We start from the raw sequence: 16663 nt of genomic DNA on the forward strand, positions 1-16663 counted from the left end.
AATTTCTTAAGAATCTTTTTTTCGGGACAGGCGGTAAAGCCGAGGAAGTTCTCTCGATTAGGTTTATTTTTTAACCGCAGATAAACGCAGATGGACGCAGATAGGTTATCTGTTTTCATTTGCGTTCATCTGCGGTTTATTTTATTACTTAACCGTTACTACAACGCCTTGGCTTTCATTGGCTTTTTTATCCACCGCACAAAGCGCATAGGTTCCTGCGGGGGCTTTTAGGGAAGTGACAGAAACCGGCAACACATTTATTAATCGCCAAGTGCTACCTTCTTGATAATAAAGTGTCCAAGAACGGATATCCTGCGTGGCTGCCGGCTTCCAGGTTATTTGGCCGTTTTCTGATTTTAATTCTGCGGGAATTTCTGGGGGAGTATTATCAATTTCTGGCATTGTCGGAACCAGGGCCGGTTGAGCATAAGTTGAAGCTTTAAACGTCTCGCAGATATTCTCCCGGTTCTCTAAAAAGCCTTTCATTGGGAAGTAGATATTCCCTAAAGAAAGTTGATTTTTTAAGTTGCGGCTAATTTCTACTTGCTGCGTAATTTCTTCAATTTTCCAGGCTTTACCATCTAGCAAGCCTAAGTTGTTGCCGGTGTAAATATGTTTGCCTTTGGGGTTATTTTCTACCCACCATTTTAACAACATTGGATAACTTTGAGCAGCTTGGTCAATACGCCAGTAAAGCTGGGGTGAGAGATAATCTAACCAGCCTTCCTGTAACCATTTTTTCACATCGGCATACAGTTCGCCATATTGATCTAAACCTTTACTTCCGGGTGGTTGTCCGGGGCGATAAATCCCAAACGGACTAATACCAAATTTAACATGAGGTTTGATAGCTTTAATGCCCTCAGCAAGGCGTTTAACCATTTTATTGACATTCTCCCTCCGCCAATCTCCCAGGTTTAAGGTTCCCCCTTTTGACTTATAATCTGCATAAGTTTTGTTATCGGGGAAGCTTTGACCGGCAATGGGATAGGGATAAAAATAATCGTCAATATGAATGCCATCGACATCATACCGGCGCAGCACATCCATCATTACTTCAAAGGTGCGGTCTTGGACAATTTGCAAACCAGGGTCCATCCACAATTGATTACCCCATTCATATACACATTCAGGGTTTGTGGCGGCAATATGGGGACGCACGGATGCAGCGCTTTTTGTTGAAGTTTTGGCGCGGTAAGGATTAAACCAGGCGTGGAGTTCTAAATTGCGTTTATGACATTCTTCGATAGCAAATTGTAGCGGATCGTAATAGGGTTCTGGTGCTTTGCCAGGGGTGCCGGTCAGCCAAATACTCCAGGGTTCTAATTGGGAAGGATAAATTGCATCGCCTTCGGGTCGTACTTGGAAAACAACGGCGTTTAAATTCAGCGATTGAACTAAATCTAAGATTTTGATTAATTCATCTTTTTGCTGCTGGCTAGAAAGTCCTCTTTTCGAGGGCCAGTCGCTATTCCATACCGTTGTTAGCCACACGCCCCGAAATTCTCTTGTATGGGAAACTTTGACAATTTGCTGGAGGTTATTATCGGTGTTGCCGCTGTTGAATTGTGGCGGTATTATCAGATAATCTGATTGAATTTTTGGCGCTTGACCTAGATAAACCAAGGCTTGATAAATAAAGGAAACAACTTCGCCTCTTGTAGCACTTTGGCTGGGTCGAAGTAATCTTAAATTGGGATAATTTACAACCAAACCCGTGCCGGTGGCAATGGCGGCTCTTTCGGTAGCGTAGGGAGGAATTAAACCGGCATCTTGATAAATTTCCGAGAGGGAACTTTGTAAGAGTGCGGTGTTATTAACTGTAATTCCTAACCCCCCAATCAAAGAAACTAAAACTTGAATGCGAGTGATTCTTTCATTGGGCTGAAAAGTTTTATCAGGGAACCCAGAAATAAACCCACTTTCGTAAGCTTGCTGGATGGCCGGCGCACCCCAAAAACTTGAAGAAACATCAGAAAAAGGAATATAAGCGCGTTTTACGCTCATCGTAAAAGCTTTGCGGAGAATGGCAGCATATTCAGCCCGATTCATAGCTTGATTAGGCCGAAATGTTCCATCAGGAAATCCGCTAATAATGTTACGCGATCTTAAACCTTCAATGAAGGGGCGCGCCCAGTGATTTTGAATATCCGTAAATTGACTATTTGTTGCAACCATATCAGTTTTGTTGGTTATATGATGAGATTTTACCATCGGCTTTCATCAACTTAACCAACTGGGGGTGAAGCTTTACTAATTGTCATCATTCAACAGTCCTTGAGGAAAGCTTTTTAAAGCTTATTTGTCGCAGTTGGGGTGCCGGCGGATGAAGCGCTCTGTTTTTATTTGACAAAAAGCTGTAAATATGCTTGGTTAGTTTTTAGAAAAATCAGACAAACGCATCAAAGGCTGAGATTACCCTTTGCCGATGAGCCAATTTAGAACCAACTCAGCTTGTGGCGCTGCTCAGTGATGGGGCAAAAACTGGCCCTGGTTGGCAAAAACGCCCTCTTTTAATTAATTTTGAGAATTGCTAAAAAATAAAAAAATTCAAATTTTTAAATTATTTCGGTGGGAAAATATCGCCAAAAAAAATTAAGAGCCGGTTAGTCAAACCAAAATCTTTATAGAAAAAAACAATGTCAACCATTGAAAATTTAGAAGCTATCTGTGACGGGATCTAGGCACCGGCCAAAACACTCATACCCAATATCGACAAAACAAGCGGTTGATGAGTGGGCGTGTTAACAGTTGGGGGGGCCCCACAAGCCGCATTTACAGAGTACGCTAACATCAAAGACTGCCCATTGGGCGGGCAGTGTGGGGGCCGGCCTCAGCTTAACCGCAATCAACTAAAAAAATTTCCGATTTTTTGCCAAACTTTCCTACCCAAACTCATCCTAACCATGCTATACTTTCTCCAGATCACGAGATTTGATTCGGTTGCAGCGTTTGTTTTCATTGACTTGCATTTTGCTTTTGGTGTTGACAGGCTTACCTCCGAAATCTAAGTCTCTGCGCTGTTTTGGTTTTGGAGAGAGTCCATGTCTATTTATGTGGGAAATTTATCCTACAAAGTTACAGAAGAAGATTTGACTGCTGTTTTTGCTGAGTACGGTAGTGTTAAGCGGGTTCAACTACCCGTAGACCGAGAAACTGGCCGGATGCGCGGCTTTGGTTTTGTCGAAATGTCTACCGATGAAGAAGAAGAAGCAGCCATCGAAGCGCTAAACGGTGCGGAGTGGATGGGCCGTGACATGAAAGTGAACAAGGCCAAGCCCCGCGAAAATAATCGTCGTCCGGCTGGTGGCGGTCGTCGTGAAAATAATAACTTTTCTCGCCGCTACTAAACAGACAGGCTAAAACCTTTTAGGTTCACTTAGTCGGCCTTAATAATAATAGAGGCCCCCAGAAATATAAAAATATATGGGACTCAAGCAATTTTGCTTGGGTCTTTTTTAAGGCTTGGATCAAACAAACATCATTCCTTATACAAACCATTTAAAAGTAGCAAAATTTACCAGAACCTAAAAATAAAATCAATCTATTTTTAGTAGTAAAATAAATCGCGGTGAAGTAGTGAGAGGCTAAAAATGCACATTTTGGCGATGTTATCAACGCTTTGGCTCAGCCAAACACCACCGCCCCCCCAACCACAAGAAATTGTAGTGCCGCAACAAGTCCGCCCCTTACCCGGACAGTTGGATACGGTGCCGATGTTTAACAGCAACAGCCCCGAAGTTGTGCAAAAAGAAGGCATTTTGCTTTCCACCTTTCCCCCCACAGGCCGCAATATTCCCAGCGCCCACCTCAACTTCCCATTTCAAGGACGCTTTGACCTTTTTGCTCACCACATCGCCAAAGCAGACCCACCAGAAAACTTACGCACCCTTTATCTGGGTGTCATTGTCCACAACCCAACTCGCCAAACTGTCACCGTCGATATTCTCCAAGCCGCCAGCTACCTCAGTCAACCGGATGCGCCGTTTATTCAGCTTCCGCCGCAACAAGAAAACCCGACAGGCAGTATTTATGCCGGCCCAGGCGACCGGGTAATGAACGATATTCTACGCGGACAACGACAAAGCGAATGGCCGGCTCAACTGGTGATAGGGGCCGGTGAAAGCCAAATGCTGATCAACCACCCCATACCCGTGAGCACCCTCACACCCCCCCTCAATGGCCGGTCAACCTTCATGCGCCTGCGAAGCACCGGCACCGTTTACCTGGCCAGCATGGGAATGTTTGCCCGACTCAACCCCGACGGCAGCGAACGCCCGCCTAACCTCCAAGAATGGCAACAACTTCTGCAAACCAGCGACGTTGCCGGCCCACGAGACAAAATACCGACCCCCCCAGAGCAAACCACCGGCCCCATTATCTACAGTCGCGTTGCCGGTGTCCAGCGAGGTTCCGTGTGGCGAGCGCAACTCACCGACAGTACAGGCAACCTCAGCATCCCCGAACCAGGACAAGCCTTTTCCTACGCCCTCAGTACCCTCCTGCGCGGTCGAATGGGAACCAACCAAAATCAAAGCGCCCCTCTGCTCGTTCGCTATCCAGACACCGCCTACGAAGCACACGGAAACTACGGCGTCCAATACAGCCTCACCCTCCCCCTCCTCAACCCCACGACTCGCACCCAAACTGTTAGACTGGCTTTCCAAACAGCGATCAAAGAAGACCAACTTAGCAAAAATGGCCTGCGGTTTCTCGAACCCCCCGGCCCGCAAACGTTTTTTCGCGGTACTGTCCGCTTGCGCTACAACGATGACCAAGGCCGGCCCCAAACTCGCTATATCCATTTAGTGCAGCGGCGCGGACAACAAAGTGAGCCCCTGGTTGAACTGGCTATGACACCGGCCAGCCGCCGACTGGTACAAATTGATTTTCTTTACCCCCCCGATGCTACCCCTCCCCAGGTACTCACGATCAATACCCAGCCTTAAATGATTTTTGCCCTCTTGAAGGTGATTTTTATAAAAACATTTACCCGCAACTCTCACCTGTGACGAGCCTGTTGTGCTGTTTTTTTTATGACTAATTCAAAAGCAAAAACACTGTACACCATCCTCAAGGAAGAACTTAACCCCCTTCCCTAAAAGCTCACGGCGAAAAAATCTCCCCCAACCCTTGGTGAAGGCTTGGGGGAGAGGTTTCTGCCTTTTTATTGCCTTCCTTGAGATGCTGCATTTAAATCAAGCTTTATTGAGGGTCAAGTCTTCCGTAAACTCAAACTCTTATTGCAGACTTTAGAAAATTTTTATAACTTCTCATAGTTTATACTCAATTGTGGGCCAAGACCTTTTGAGTTTTCCTTAAATTTATTATCATTAAAGCCCTTAAATATGATTTTTTAAGCTATCTTGTCAATTTTAATAAAATTGGTTATGCTCATTTGTATAGGAGGCCGGCCAAGCTCTCTATCGAGAGGGAAAAAACCTTCTTAACACAACCGCAATAAAAACAGTCGATAAGGTAAAAATATGTAAAAAATATTTACATATTTCTTTCGGATGATGCTCGTGTTTGATGATAGCTGCCAGCCACCAAGCCAACCCTGAAGCTTTTAAAAGAAGCCCAAAAAACTCAGAAATGCTCAGGATTTAAAATCAAACTTTGCATAAAAACGTGAAATTAAGCCAAAAAAACGTCTCCCAAATGCAGAAAATCATAATTGAGCAAGGGCAACATTAAAGCCAAAGGTCAGAAAAAATTTATATTGAAAGATAGAGGAGGAGAGGGAAATGTTAAAATAGCCAAGGCGAGCAATTAAGTGAAAAATGGGGATTGTCAAGCTTACCGGTGAGCAAGGCAACCAACAACCCAAAAAAAACGCTTTTGTTGTCAAGTCTGACAAGCTGGAAATCAGAATCCCTCAAAGAAAATAAGGAAGCTGGAAAAGTTGAGATAAATTTTAACATTTTATAGCTATATACTTTTTGGATAAGCGACTTGAAAAAGTTAACCAGGCATCGAGAAAGTTGTGCTGAAAGTTGGTTGACTTAGCCTCATCTGTTGAGGGGGGATTTTTGGAACCATTACCCCTGCCGGTATTAGCGCTAAAAGACAAACACCAAACTTGACAACCCGAAGAAGTGTTTGGCTTCAACCCCACCCCAACACCGGCAGTGCTTGGTAAAAGCAAATTTTTACCATCCAGCAACAGGCCGGCAACAAAAACGGCAAACTACCTTCATGTTGGTGAAATTTATGGATCAAGCAGCGATTATTATTACAGCGGCCCAAGGATCTGAACTCTCACAACTATCCAAAATTTTATCAGAATATCAAATCCTGCACGCAGCGGTCGTGGATGGGTCAGGCAAGCCGGTGGGACTGGTAACGCAAAACAGCTTATTGCAGGCACTCAACACCTCTTGTCAGCAACTCCTTAGTAATAGCGAAAACTGGCCTCAAACCAAAAATTCTCCGCTAACTTCAAAAACAACCAACCCAAGCCAAAGCGAAAGCTCTCAATTTCGCCTTTTGCTAGAAAAGAGATTTGTAGATATCATCCTTAGCGATAGCGAAACTGCTTTAATAGCAACCCTCACAGACAAAGCTCAACTCCACCCAACTGCAAACGTGGCCATTTTTAAAAATTCTCAAGACGCTATTTTTTCTGGGGGGCCGGCAGATTCCTTAGAAGAAAAACTTTTGCTGCAAGCTAGTTTAGAAAGAACCGTCAATGCAATAATTATTGCCGATAAAACAGGCAGAATTATTCATTGCAATCAACTCGCCAGCCAGATATATAACAAACCCAGAGAAGAACTAATCAACCAACCACTCAGGGAAATTATTAAAGGTTTTAATTCTCAGCTTTTAGGAGAACTTGAACAATCTTTACAGACAAAAGACTTTTGGCAAACAGAAATAACTATTGAGCGAGCAGATGGCACGCGCCTCTTCGCTCACCTCACCCATTCTGTGATTAAAAACGCAGCCGGAGAAATAACCGGCATCATTCATACCTGCACCGACATCAGCCAAAAGAAAGAACTTGAACAAGCCTTACAAGAAAGCCAAAACCAACAAAGTCAACCCTCTCCACAAAAAAGCAACTTTTTAGCTTTGATAGGAGTCTCTCTTTTTAATAATCTTTCTTCTTTTACCCCAACTTTTAAAACTATAATGGCTTTTAACAACCCCCCTGTGAAACCGGTTTTTGAGCAACCTGGACTAGGCCAGTATCAAAATTTTTGGCAAGCAAACCCTGCCGCCACCAAAATATCCTGGTTGGATCTGAAAATATCCCCAGACTCAGCCTTTATTGAAGACTCTCATAAATCGGCATCTGTAGAGTCATTAACGCTTGCTGACAACCACAACCCCGACGAGGAAGATCACTCAGCTTTGTCAACTCCTGACCAAACCCAACAACAGCTTCAGCAGTTGATGGAAGCCACCGCGACTATTCTTTACAAAGCCGAATTTTCGGGGAATTTTATAATTAAAAACCTGAGTGAAAATAGCGCTACTATTCTGGGTTACGAAGCCGAAGAGATCATCAAAAATCCGTCTTTATGGGTGAGCAGAATTCATCCAGAAGACCGCTGCAAAATTGAAAAAGAAATTCTTAGCCACAGCCAACATAAACGCACTATAGAGTACCGATTTTTGTGTAAAAACGGAAACTACTGCTGGCTGCGAGACGAAGCCCACTTAATTTTTGATAGCGCAGGTACGCCAGCGGAAATTAGGGGGACTTGCCAGGATATCAGCCAGGAAAAAATGTTAGAAGAAAAAGTCCAAGAAGCCAGCGAAAAAGAAAAGGAACTCTCGGAACTCCGGCGCCAATTTATAACCATAACTTCTCACGAATTTCGCACTCCGCTTTGTACGATTTTGTCTTCAGCAGATTTACTAGAATTGTATATAGAGCGCGGACGTACAGAAAAACAAAAAGAACACATTGATCGCATCCAAGCATCGGCTATCCGCATCAGCAATTTATTAAATGATATTTTAGCAACCGGCAAAGGAATTGCCGGCCAGATAAAATGTAATCCCACTTTGATTAATTTAGAAGATTTTTGTCATCAAATTATTAATAAAATCAGCGTAACTTTAAGTATTGATAAAGAGCGAATTAACTTTATTAAAACCGGCAACTGCGACAACGTTTTTTTAGATGAAACATTACTTGAGCGAATATTAGTGAACTTGCTGTCAAATGCGGTAAAATATTCGCCGGTGGACACAGATATCCTATTTGAATTAAGTTGCTCTCAACCCGCAGAACAAACGGCAGATCAACAGGCATTGGCTGTCTTTAAAATTCAAGACTTTGGAATAGGCATCCCCAGCAACGACATTCCCCACATCTTTGATGCTTTTTATCGAGGCAGCAACCTAAATAACCAAGGCGGCACAGGTTTAGGGCTAACCATTGTCAAACAAGCCGCCGATGCTCATAACGCTGAAATTATTCTCGAAAGCGTTGTGGATGCCGGTACCACTTTTACGGTATCTCTGCCGATTTGAGATTGGCTACCCCATTATAATTTTTTCAAACTCCGTATTTTTACGGCCATTAATCTCGGTAGATTCACCGAGAAAAATTTATCATTTTGTACGGTTGCCAGCTTATCTGTGTCGAGATTAGCATTTTTATAGAGCAAGAGGCTGTATAATTTTTTCCAAATTCTCAGCCATCCAGCCGGCATCTGCATTAAATAAATGCTTATTTGGAATTTTGTGGGCTTTGACGAGTGCTGCTGTTCAACAAAGCGTTACAAAACTATACAATAACAAGCAACTGGTTAACCACCTATTAAAACGTCCCCCCTCTATGGAGTTGTCAATTATGTTTATTGCTGACAAAAACCCCCCATCGCCTAAAAAACTGCTTAACTTAACCGAACAATGTTTAAGCTGGCAAACCGAAAACAAAGATCACCCAGACTTAGAACAAGCCGATCCTCATTTAAAACAAGCGGTTAGCTACATTTCAAATCTGTTAACTCTGCCCCTGAGAAACGACAGCTTAAAACGCAAAGAATGGGTACAAGAAAAATCGGAATTGCAGCAAGAAATTAAACAATTGCGGCATCAACTGCAATCAACATCTACAGCATTTCGGAATATTATTGACAAAAATGCTGATGCGATAATTATTTTGGATACCCAGGGAAAAATCCGCTTTGTAAACCCCACTGCCGAATCTTTATTTAATAGCCCAGCCGAACAATTAATCAGCCGGGATTTATTTGGAGAATTAGTCAGAGAAAGACCAGGCCAAATGAACACCGGCACGATTAAAAGGGCGAAAGCCAGACAAGAAACAAGAGTAGTTCAAACGCAAGTCGATGTTAACCGGCCAGACCAACAAATAGCCATCGCCGAAATACGAATTGTCGAGACAGAGTGGGAAGGAAAACTCGCATTTTTAGCAACCCTACGCGACATCACCGAACGCGAACAAGCAGAAATTGCGCTGCGCTCCCGTGAAGCGGAATTGTGTTCTAAAACCAAAGAACTTGAAAAAACCCTCGGCGAACTCAAAAAAACCCAAGCCCAACTTGTTCAGACAGAAAAAATGTCATCTTTGGGGCAATTAGTCGCTGGAGTTGCTCACGAAATTAATAACCCCATTAACTTTATCACCGGCAACTTAGTACACGCAAACCACTACGCCACTGACTTACTCAAGTTGCTTAAGCTCTACGAAAAACACTACCCAAACCCGGCGATGGAAATCAAACAACTGCGAGAAGAGGCGGATATAATTTTTTTGGGTGAAGATTTTCCCAAACTTTTAGACTCAATGAAAGTGGGTGGCGAACGAATTCAAAAAATTGTTTTAAGTTTGCGAAATTTTTCTCGCCATGACCAAGCAGAAATCAAACCAGTGAATATCCATGAAGGCATCGATAACACTTTAATGATTTTGCAACACCGCCTCAAAGAAAGACCCAACGCCGAAATTAAAGTGCTGAAAGAATACAGCCAGCTTCCGCGAGTAGAGTGCTGTGCCGGTGAACTCAATCAAGTGTTTATGAATATTATTTGTAACGCCATTGATGCCTTAGAAAACCAGCCGCACCCTCAAATTACTATTTCTACAGAACTGAAGAATAATACCGGCAACTCAGCCAAGCCTCCCTCGGTAGTGATTCGCATTTGTGATAACGGCAAGGGAATTCCTTTAGAAGAGCAAACGCAACTTTTTGACCCGTTTTTTACTACAAAACCGGTTGGTTCTGGCACCGGCTTAGGGCTGTCTATTTCTTATCAAGTTATTGTCGAAAAACATGGCGGAATTTTAAAATGTATTTCTCAACCTGGTCAGGGGGCAGAATTTTGGATAGAAATTCCCGTCACCAATTCTCTCAAACCAGAGCCGGCCTAGAAATATCAGCATTTAAAGCAAATAGTAAGTAAAAGAAACCTCGCCCCCCAGCCCTCTTTCTGTAGACGGCGAGGGGGGAAATTTTTTGCTTTGGCTATAAAACAGGGGAGAAGGGAAAAATTTTTTGTTCGCCTATCCCACAAAGAAGGAGGGTAGGGGGGTTAGGTTACTCAAACCTGAGATAGGCCGGTTGTCCCTTGAAATGACAGCCGGTGACAAGAAGGCCGGTCAAGAAGTAGGGGCAAACCAACAGAAATCAGTTTTAAAGAGTGTTAAATCTTTTCCTCAACAGGTGTAAATCGGTTTACACTAACTCTTGAGGAGATTATCTGAAAATCAACAGCCTCTTTGTTAGGCGTGGCGCAGGCACCGGCATCAGCAGGTGATTTTTCCCGCACTGGTTCAGGGTAGCGTCCTCGTGAAACAAGCCGTTGAGCGGTTTATTATATGTACACCTACGGATTATAGTCAGATTTGTATTAACTTACCCAAATAAATAAAACGGATGAAAAAAATTTTAGTGATTGAAGACGAAAAACCAGTATTAAGCAATATTGTAGAAATTCTCACATCCGGGGGATTTTTCCCGCTTTGTGCAGAAAATGGCATCACCGGCATTGAATTGGCCAAAGAAAATCTTCCGGATTTGATTGTCTGTGACATTATGATGCCGCATTTAGATGGCTATGAAGTGTTAACAGAACTGAGATCAAATCCCCCAACCGCCGCCATTCCTTTTATTTTTTTGACCGCCAAAGCTGATAAAACCGATTTGCGACAAGGCATGAATTTAGGGGCGGATGATTATCTTACTAAACCTTTTCGACGCCAAGAACTTCTTGAGGCTGTTTCCTCGCGCCTTGCCAAACATGAAACGCTGATTCACCAATATACTACCGAACGGCAACGCGCTCAACTTGCCGAGCAAAAAATGCAAGAACTTCAACATTTAAGCGACACTCATGCAGAATTGCTGAAAAAACTTATTGCCGATTTATGCGATCCGCTTTCTAAAATTAATATGGCAATTCGTTTAATGAAAGATCCTCCGGCGGGCGCAAGGGTAGAGAGGTATTTAGAAATTTTGCAAGAAGAATTTGATCGCGAAATTGCTCTGCTCAATCAAGTTTCGGAATTACAATCTTTATTGACTCCGGATAATGTTAAATTGCTGCGTCAATTTAATTTGCTGAATTCCAAAACAAAAAGTTAAATTTATCGGAAAAACAGCCCTTTTTCCAAACTTGAAATCTCTGTATTAAAAAATAATGTTCGCTGGGACACAGATTCGATTAATGTGCAACGGCCTTTTTTTGCCCTACTCCCAGGGTTACACAGAGATAAACTTTTATTTTTTCCCTTCCCCACTGCGCTTGACACCCTCTTCTAAACCGAGATGAAAATAGGTTTATCCAAAGGTTGGCAGGAATGGCATTGATAGCCCATAGGGAGGAAATAAAGGGTGCATAAAAGGGGGGATTAGAGTATCTTAAAATCAGCGTTAAATAACAACCATGCACCTCACCACCGGCTCCTGTTACCACCAAAAACAAGCTCTGCAAGCGGCACTAATCAACGACATTGTGCAAGCGATGCGTGGGACGCTGGTTTTGGGCGATATTTTGCAAACCACTGCTGATCGGCTTCATATTGCTCTCAACGCCAGCCGGTGTTTAATTTTTCGGCCCGATAGTCACGAACAAATGAACGCTCACCACGTTTCTGAAGCTACCTCTGAGGGCAAGAGTTTGATCGGCGTTTACTGCGATTTTTACCGCTATTACCGGCAATTTCTTTCGCAGGGGGAAACAGTGGCTTTAGGTTGTATTAACAGCAGCTTACCGCCAGAAATTCAAGCCGCTGCTTGCGAGTGTGGTATTCAAGCAATTTTAATCGTGCCTTTGCTGCATGGCGACACCTATATGGGTGGTATTAGCTTGCATCAGTGTGAAAATAGTCGGGAGTGGACAGAGGATGAAATTGCCTTTGTTAAAAGCATTGCCGATCACTGCGCCATCGCCATTCAGCAGTCTGAGTTATATGAGCTTTTGCGGACAGAACTTGAACAAAGATACTCGGCAGAGCAAAAAAGTCGCCTTGCTGAAGCTAAATATCGCAGCATTTTTGAAAATGCCATAGAAGGAATTTTTCAAAGTACAAAAGACGGATGTTTTATAGAAGCAAATCCGGCTTTAGCTCGCATCTGCGGTTATGATTCTCCGGCAAGTTTGATGGCTACGATAACGGATATTGGGCAACAATTTTATATCGATCCTCACCGGCGCGATGAATTTATTGCTGAGTTAGAAAAGTCGGGCAGTGTGGTAGGGTTTGAGTCGGAAATTTTTCGCACGGATGGGGAGATTATTTGGATTAGCGAAAATGCCCGCGCTGTGTGCGATGAAACCGGCAATTTGCTTTATTTTGAAGGCACGGTAGAAGATATCACGGCTCGCAAAAATTCCGAAGCAGCAATAGCGGCACAGCAAAAGCAACTGCATAAAAGTGAAACCACAAATAAAGCGATTTTGAATGCAATTCCTGATATGATTTTTCGGATCAGTCGGGACGGTGTTTTTCTTTCTTTTCAACCAAGCCTGTTAACTCTGCCGCTGGTTAATTCTAGCGAGTTTGTCGGCAAATTTGTAGGAGAAGTTTTGCCCGGTGAAGTATCTTTTCAGTATAGGCAAGCCATTGAAAAAGCACTCGTCACTGGGGAGCTACAAGCTTTGGAATACGAGTTAAGTAGAGGCGGAGATATTCAAGAATTTGAGGCGCGGATTGTTGCTTGTGGGGAAGATGAAGTTTTGGTGATAGTGAGGGATATTACCGAACGCAAAAAAGCGCAACAAGCTCTTACCAAAAGTGAGGCAAAGTTTCGCTCTATGATTCAAAATAGCTCGGATATTATTACTTTATTTAATAAAGAGGGAATTATTGAATATGAAAGTCCTTCCCTAGAGAAAGTTTTAGGGTATAAACCAGAAGAGCTAATTGGAAAAAACGTTTTTGATTTCATTCATCCAGAGGATCTAACATTGATTCTGGTTAAGTTTAACGAGTTAATTCAACAACCGGGGAGTATTTCAGTACCCACCGAATATCGATTTTTGCATAAAAACAAGTCTTGGTGTTGGCTGGAAACTACGGCAAGCAATTTAACTTTAGACCCAGTTTTAAAAGCGGTTGTGGCAAATTCTCGTGATATTTCAGAACGAAAAGAAGCGGAAAAACAATTAAAAGAAAGTGAGGAGAAATACCAGGCAATTTTTAATCATTGTTTCCAATTCACCGGCTTGCTTTCACCCCAAGGAATTATGCTGGAAGTGAATCAAACGGCTTTAGATTTTGTGGAAGCCGAAGCAAAAGATGTGCTCGGATTGCCTTTTTGGGAAACTCCCTGGTGGGCGTTGGGTGAACAGCCGTCGAAGCAGGAAATTGCTTCTCACAAACGCTTAAAACAAGCGATTGTTAAGGCAGCAGCGGGGGAGTTTATTCGTTATGAAGAGCAAGTGCGCGGTGCGGGGAATCGGGTGGCAATGATTGATTTTTCTTTGAAGCCGGTTTACGATGAAAGCCGTAAGGTAAAGTGGCTGATTCCCGAAGGTCGAAATATTAGTGAAATCAAACAAGCTCAAGCTGAACGCGACCGCTTTTTTAATAATTCTACGGATTTAATGATAATTAGCAGTTACGACTCAGTGATTAAGTTAGTTAATCCTGCTTGGGAAAAAACGCTGGGTTATAGCCCAGAAGATTTACAAGGAATGAATTTCCAAGAATTGATTCATCCTGAAGATTTACAGGTAACGCAGAAACGCTGTCAAACTATGATGGAAAATGATCAAAAGTCCGTAGTGGATTTTCAAAACCGCTTTCGCTGCAAAAATGGCGAATATCGCTGGGTATCTTGGAATGCAGTGGCGTTGGAAGAAAAGCAGTTAGTTTATGGGTTTGGCCGCGATATTACACAGCAAAAAGAAGCCGAAGAAGCTCTGCAAAGATTGAATGAACAATTAGAAGAAAGGGTGGAAGAACGGACTTATCAGTTATTAGAAACAGTCGAGAAACTTGAGCGAGAAATTGCTGAACGTTGCTGTGTGGCAAAAGCTTTAAAAACCAGCGAAGAGCGGTTTCGTAATTTAGTAGAAACGACAAATGATTTTGTCTGGGAGGTGGATGCAAATGTGGCTTATACTTATGCAAATCCAGGGGTTAAAGAAATTTTGGGTTATAAACCAGAAGAGATGGTGGGCAAAACTCCTTTTGATTTCATGCCAAAAGATGAGGCAAGCCGAATCATAGAAATAATGAATGAGGTTTTGATCGACAAAAAGCCCTTTCATTCTTTAGAAAATATTAATCAGCATAAAGATGGGCATTTGGTGGTGCTAGAAACGAATGGGGTGCCGGTGTTTAATGCTGAGGGTGTGTTTTGCGGTTATCGGGGGATTGATCGGGATATTACTGGGCGGAAACAAGCGGAAAAAGCTCTGCGGGAAAGTCAGCTTTTTATTCAGCGGGTGGCGGATGCGGTGCCGGGTATTATTTATATCTATGATGTTGTAGAACGGCGGACAATTTATTTGAATAATCAAATGAGTTTGCTGTTGGGGTATGGGGAAGAAGACGTTAAAAATATTAAAGAAGAATTTATGCCCCGGATGATGCACCCGGAAGATTTTGCTAAGTTTGAGGGGTATTGCCGGCAATTTGTAAGCGCTAAAGATGAGGAAGTTTTAGAGAATGAATATCGCTTAAAACACGCTAATGGTGAGTGGCGTTGGTTTTCTAGTCGAGATACGGTTTTTAGTCGTGGAAAGGATGGTTCGCCTCAACAAATTTTAGGAACGGCGCAAGATATTACTCAAAGAAAATTGTCTGAAGAAATGTTAAAACTGCGAGAAAGAGCGATAGAAGCGAGCAGTAATGCGATTGTGATTGTGGATATGCGATTGCCAGATCGAGGCATTATTTATGTCAATCCGGCGTTTGAGAAAATGACTGGCTATTTGCCGCAGGAAGTGTTGGGTAAAAATTGCCGGTTTTTGCAAGGAAAGGATAAACACCAGCCTCAACTTGAGCAACTGCGCCGGTGTATTAAAGCAGGAGAAAGTTGTACTGTGGTGTTGCGAAACTACCGCAAAGATGGCACGTTATTTTGGAATGAGTTAAGTATTGCTCCGCTTTATGATCGCCACCATACTTTGACGCATTATATCGGCATTCAAAGTGATATTACTCACCGCAAGATTTCTGCGGAAAAATTGCAAGAAGCACGAGATCAATTGCAAGCGGTTTTGGATGCGGTGCCGGGGTTTGTTTCTTGGATTAATAATGATTTGCGCTATTTGGGGGTAAACCGACATTTGGCGGCTGCTTATAACTTGAATCCTGAAGCATTTATTGGGCAAAAATTAGGCTTTTTGCAAAATAGCCTAACCTATACAGACTTTATGGGCAAATTTATGATAAGTTCGGCTATGTTTGCCAGTCAAGTAATTAATTTTACAAGCAGCGGTACGGGCCGAGATTACTTGATAGCAGCGCAAAAATACCAGCAAGGAAAAGCAGCGGTGTCAGTAGCTATTGATATTACTGAACGCAAACAAGCTGAAGAAAAATTGCTGGCTTCCCTTCGAGACAAAGAAGTGATGCTCAAAGAAATACACCACCGCGTTAAAAATAATTTGCAGATTGTTTCAAGTTTGCTTAAGTTACAGTCGGGATATATTAAAGATCCCGAAGCATTGGCACTGTTTAAAGACAGTTATAACCGTGTGCGTTCAATGGCTCTCATCCATGAAAAGCTTTACCGTTCCTCGGATTTAGCTCGCATTGATGCTTCGGAGTATATTCGCAACTTGGTTGCTAATTTGTGCGGCGCTTATGGGGTTTCTTCGGGGCTGATTCAAGTTAAAATAGATGTGGAAACAATTGCACTGGACATTGATACGGCGATTCCTTGTGGTTTAATTATTAATGAATTGGTGTCAAATTCTCTTAAATATGCCTTTCCCCAGGGTAAACAAGGTTTGGTGACGATTAATTTTAAATTAAATCAGGCCCACAGTTCCGCCTTGACACCGCAGCAGACGCACCTTTCTGAGGAAAACGCGATCTGTGTGTTGACGGTGGCTGATGATGGGATTGGTTTACCGGCAGATTTTGATTTAGAAACCGCCGATTCTTTAGGATTGCAGCTTGTTTTTAATTTGACCGAACAACTCGGCGGAACAATTAAAGCCAATGGCAAAAAAGGAACTTTTTACGAAATTCGTTTTTTAAAAAGCAGAGAAACTTGAG

The 16663-nt window shown here is 42.8% G+C and carries 7 protein-coding genes; 6 read left to right on the forward strand and 1 reads right to left on the reverse strand.

Annotation, left to right across the window (positions count from 1 at the left end; genetic code table 11):
* Positions 1-144: 144 nt before the first annotated feature.
* A complete protein-coding gene (locus tag NG798_RS07110) occupies positions 145-2178 on the reverse strand; it encodes a family 10 glycosylhydrolase (protein ID WP_261221419.1) in 2034 nt (677 codons plus the stop codon).
* Between the two features lie 866 nt (positions 2179-3044).
* On the opposite strand from NG798_RS07110, the gene NG798_RS07115 reads away from it, so the two are divergent.
* The 6 genes from NG798_RS07115 to NG798_RS07140 all read left to right on the forward strand — a co-directional run bounded on the left by NG798_RS07115 (position 3045) and on the right by NG798_RS07140 (position 16662).
* Positions 3045-3350: an RNA-binding protein gene (locus NG798_RS07115; protein ID WP_261221421.1), complete on the forward strand. Its 306-nt coding sequence runs from the start codon at positions 3045-3047 to the stop codon at positions 3348-3350.
* Positions 3351-3593: 243 nt separating this feature from the next.
* Positions 3594-4949, forward strand: a complete 1356-nt coding sequence (locus NG798_RS07120; RefSeq protein ID WP_261221423.1) for a DUF3370 domain-containing protein — start codon at positions 3594-3596, stop codon at positions 4947-4949.
* A gap of 1153 nt (positions 4950-6102) precedes the next feature.
* Complete coding sequence (locus NG798_RS07125; protein WP_261221425.1) at positions 6103-8490, forward strand: PAS domain S-box protein; 2388 nt, start codon at positions 6103-6105, stop codon at positions 8488-8490.
* A gap of 322 nt (positions 8491-8812) precedes the next feature.
* Complete coding sequence (locus NG798_RS07130) at positions 8813-10357, forward strand: ATP-binding protein (RefSeq protein WP_261221427.1); 1545 nt, start codon at positions 8813-8815, stop codon at positions 10355-10357.
* Positions 10358-10862: 505 nt separating this feature from the next.
* Positions 10863-11570, forward strand: a complete 708-nt coding sequence (locus tag NG798_RS07135) for a response regulator transcription factor (protein WP_261221429.1) — start codon at positions 10863-10865, stop codon at positions 11568-11570.
* 301 nt (positions 11571-11871) lie between these two features.
* Entirely contained in the window at positions 11872-16662 is a 4791-nt protein-coding gene (locus NG798_RS07140; RefSeq protein ID WP_261221431.1) for a PAS domain S-box protein, read from the forward strand.
* Position 16663: the final 1 nt, after the last annotated feature.

Source organism: Ancylothrix sp. D3o, from assembly GCF_025370775.1.
GTDB lineage: Bacteria > Cyanobacteriota > Cyanobacteriia > Cyanobacteriales > Oscillatoriaceae > Ancylothrix.

Coding starts and splice junctions, on each gene's coding strand:
- NG798_RS07140 (WP_261221431.1), top strand. CDS start 11,872: ATGCACCTCACCACCGGCTCCTGTTACCACCAAAAACAAGCTCTGCAA.
- NG798_RS07115 (WP_261221421.1), top strand. CDS start 3,045: ATGTCTATTTATGTGGGAAATTTATCCTACAAAGTTACAGAAGAAGAT.
- NG798_RS07120 (WP_261221423.1), top strand. CDS start 3,594: ATGCACATTTTGGCGATGTTATCAACGCTTTGGCTCAGCCAAACACCA.
- NG798_RS07135 (WP_261221429.1), top strand. CDS start 10,863: ATGAAAAAAATTTTAGTGATTGAAGACGAAAAACCAGTATTAAGCAAT.
- NG798_RS07130 (WP_261221427.1), top strand. CDS start 8,813: ATGTTTATTGCTGACAAAAACCCCCCATCGCCTAAAAAACTGCTTAAC.
- NG798_RS07110 (WP_261221419.1), bottom strand. CDS start 2,178: ATGGTTGCAACAAATAGTCAATTTACGGATATTCAAAATCACTGGGCG.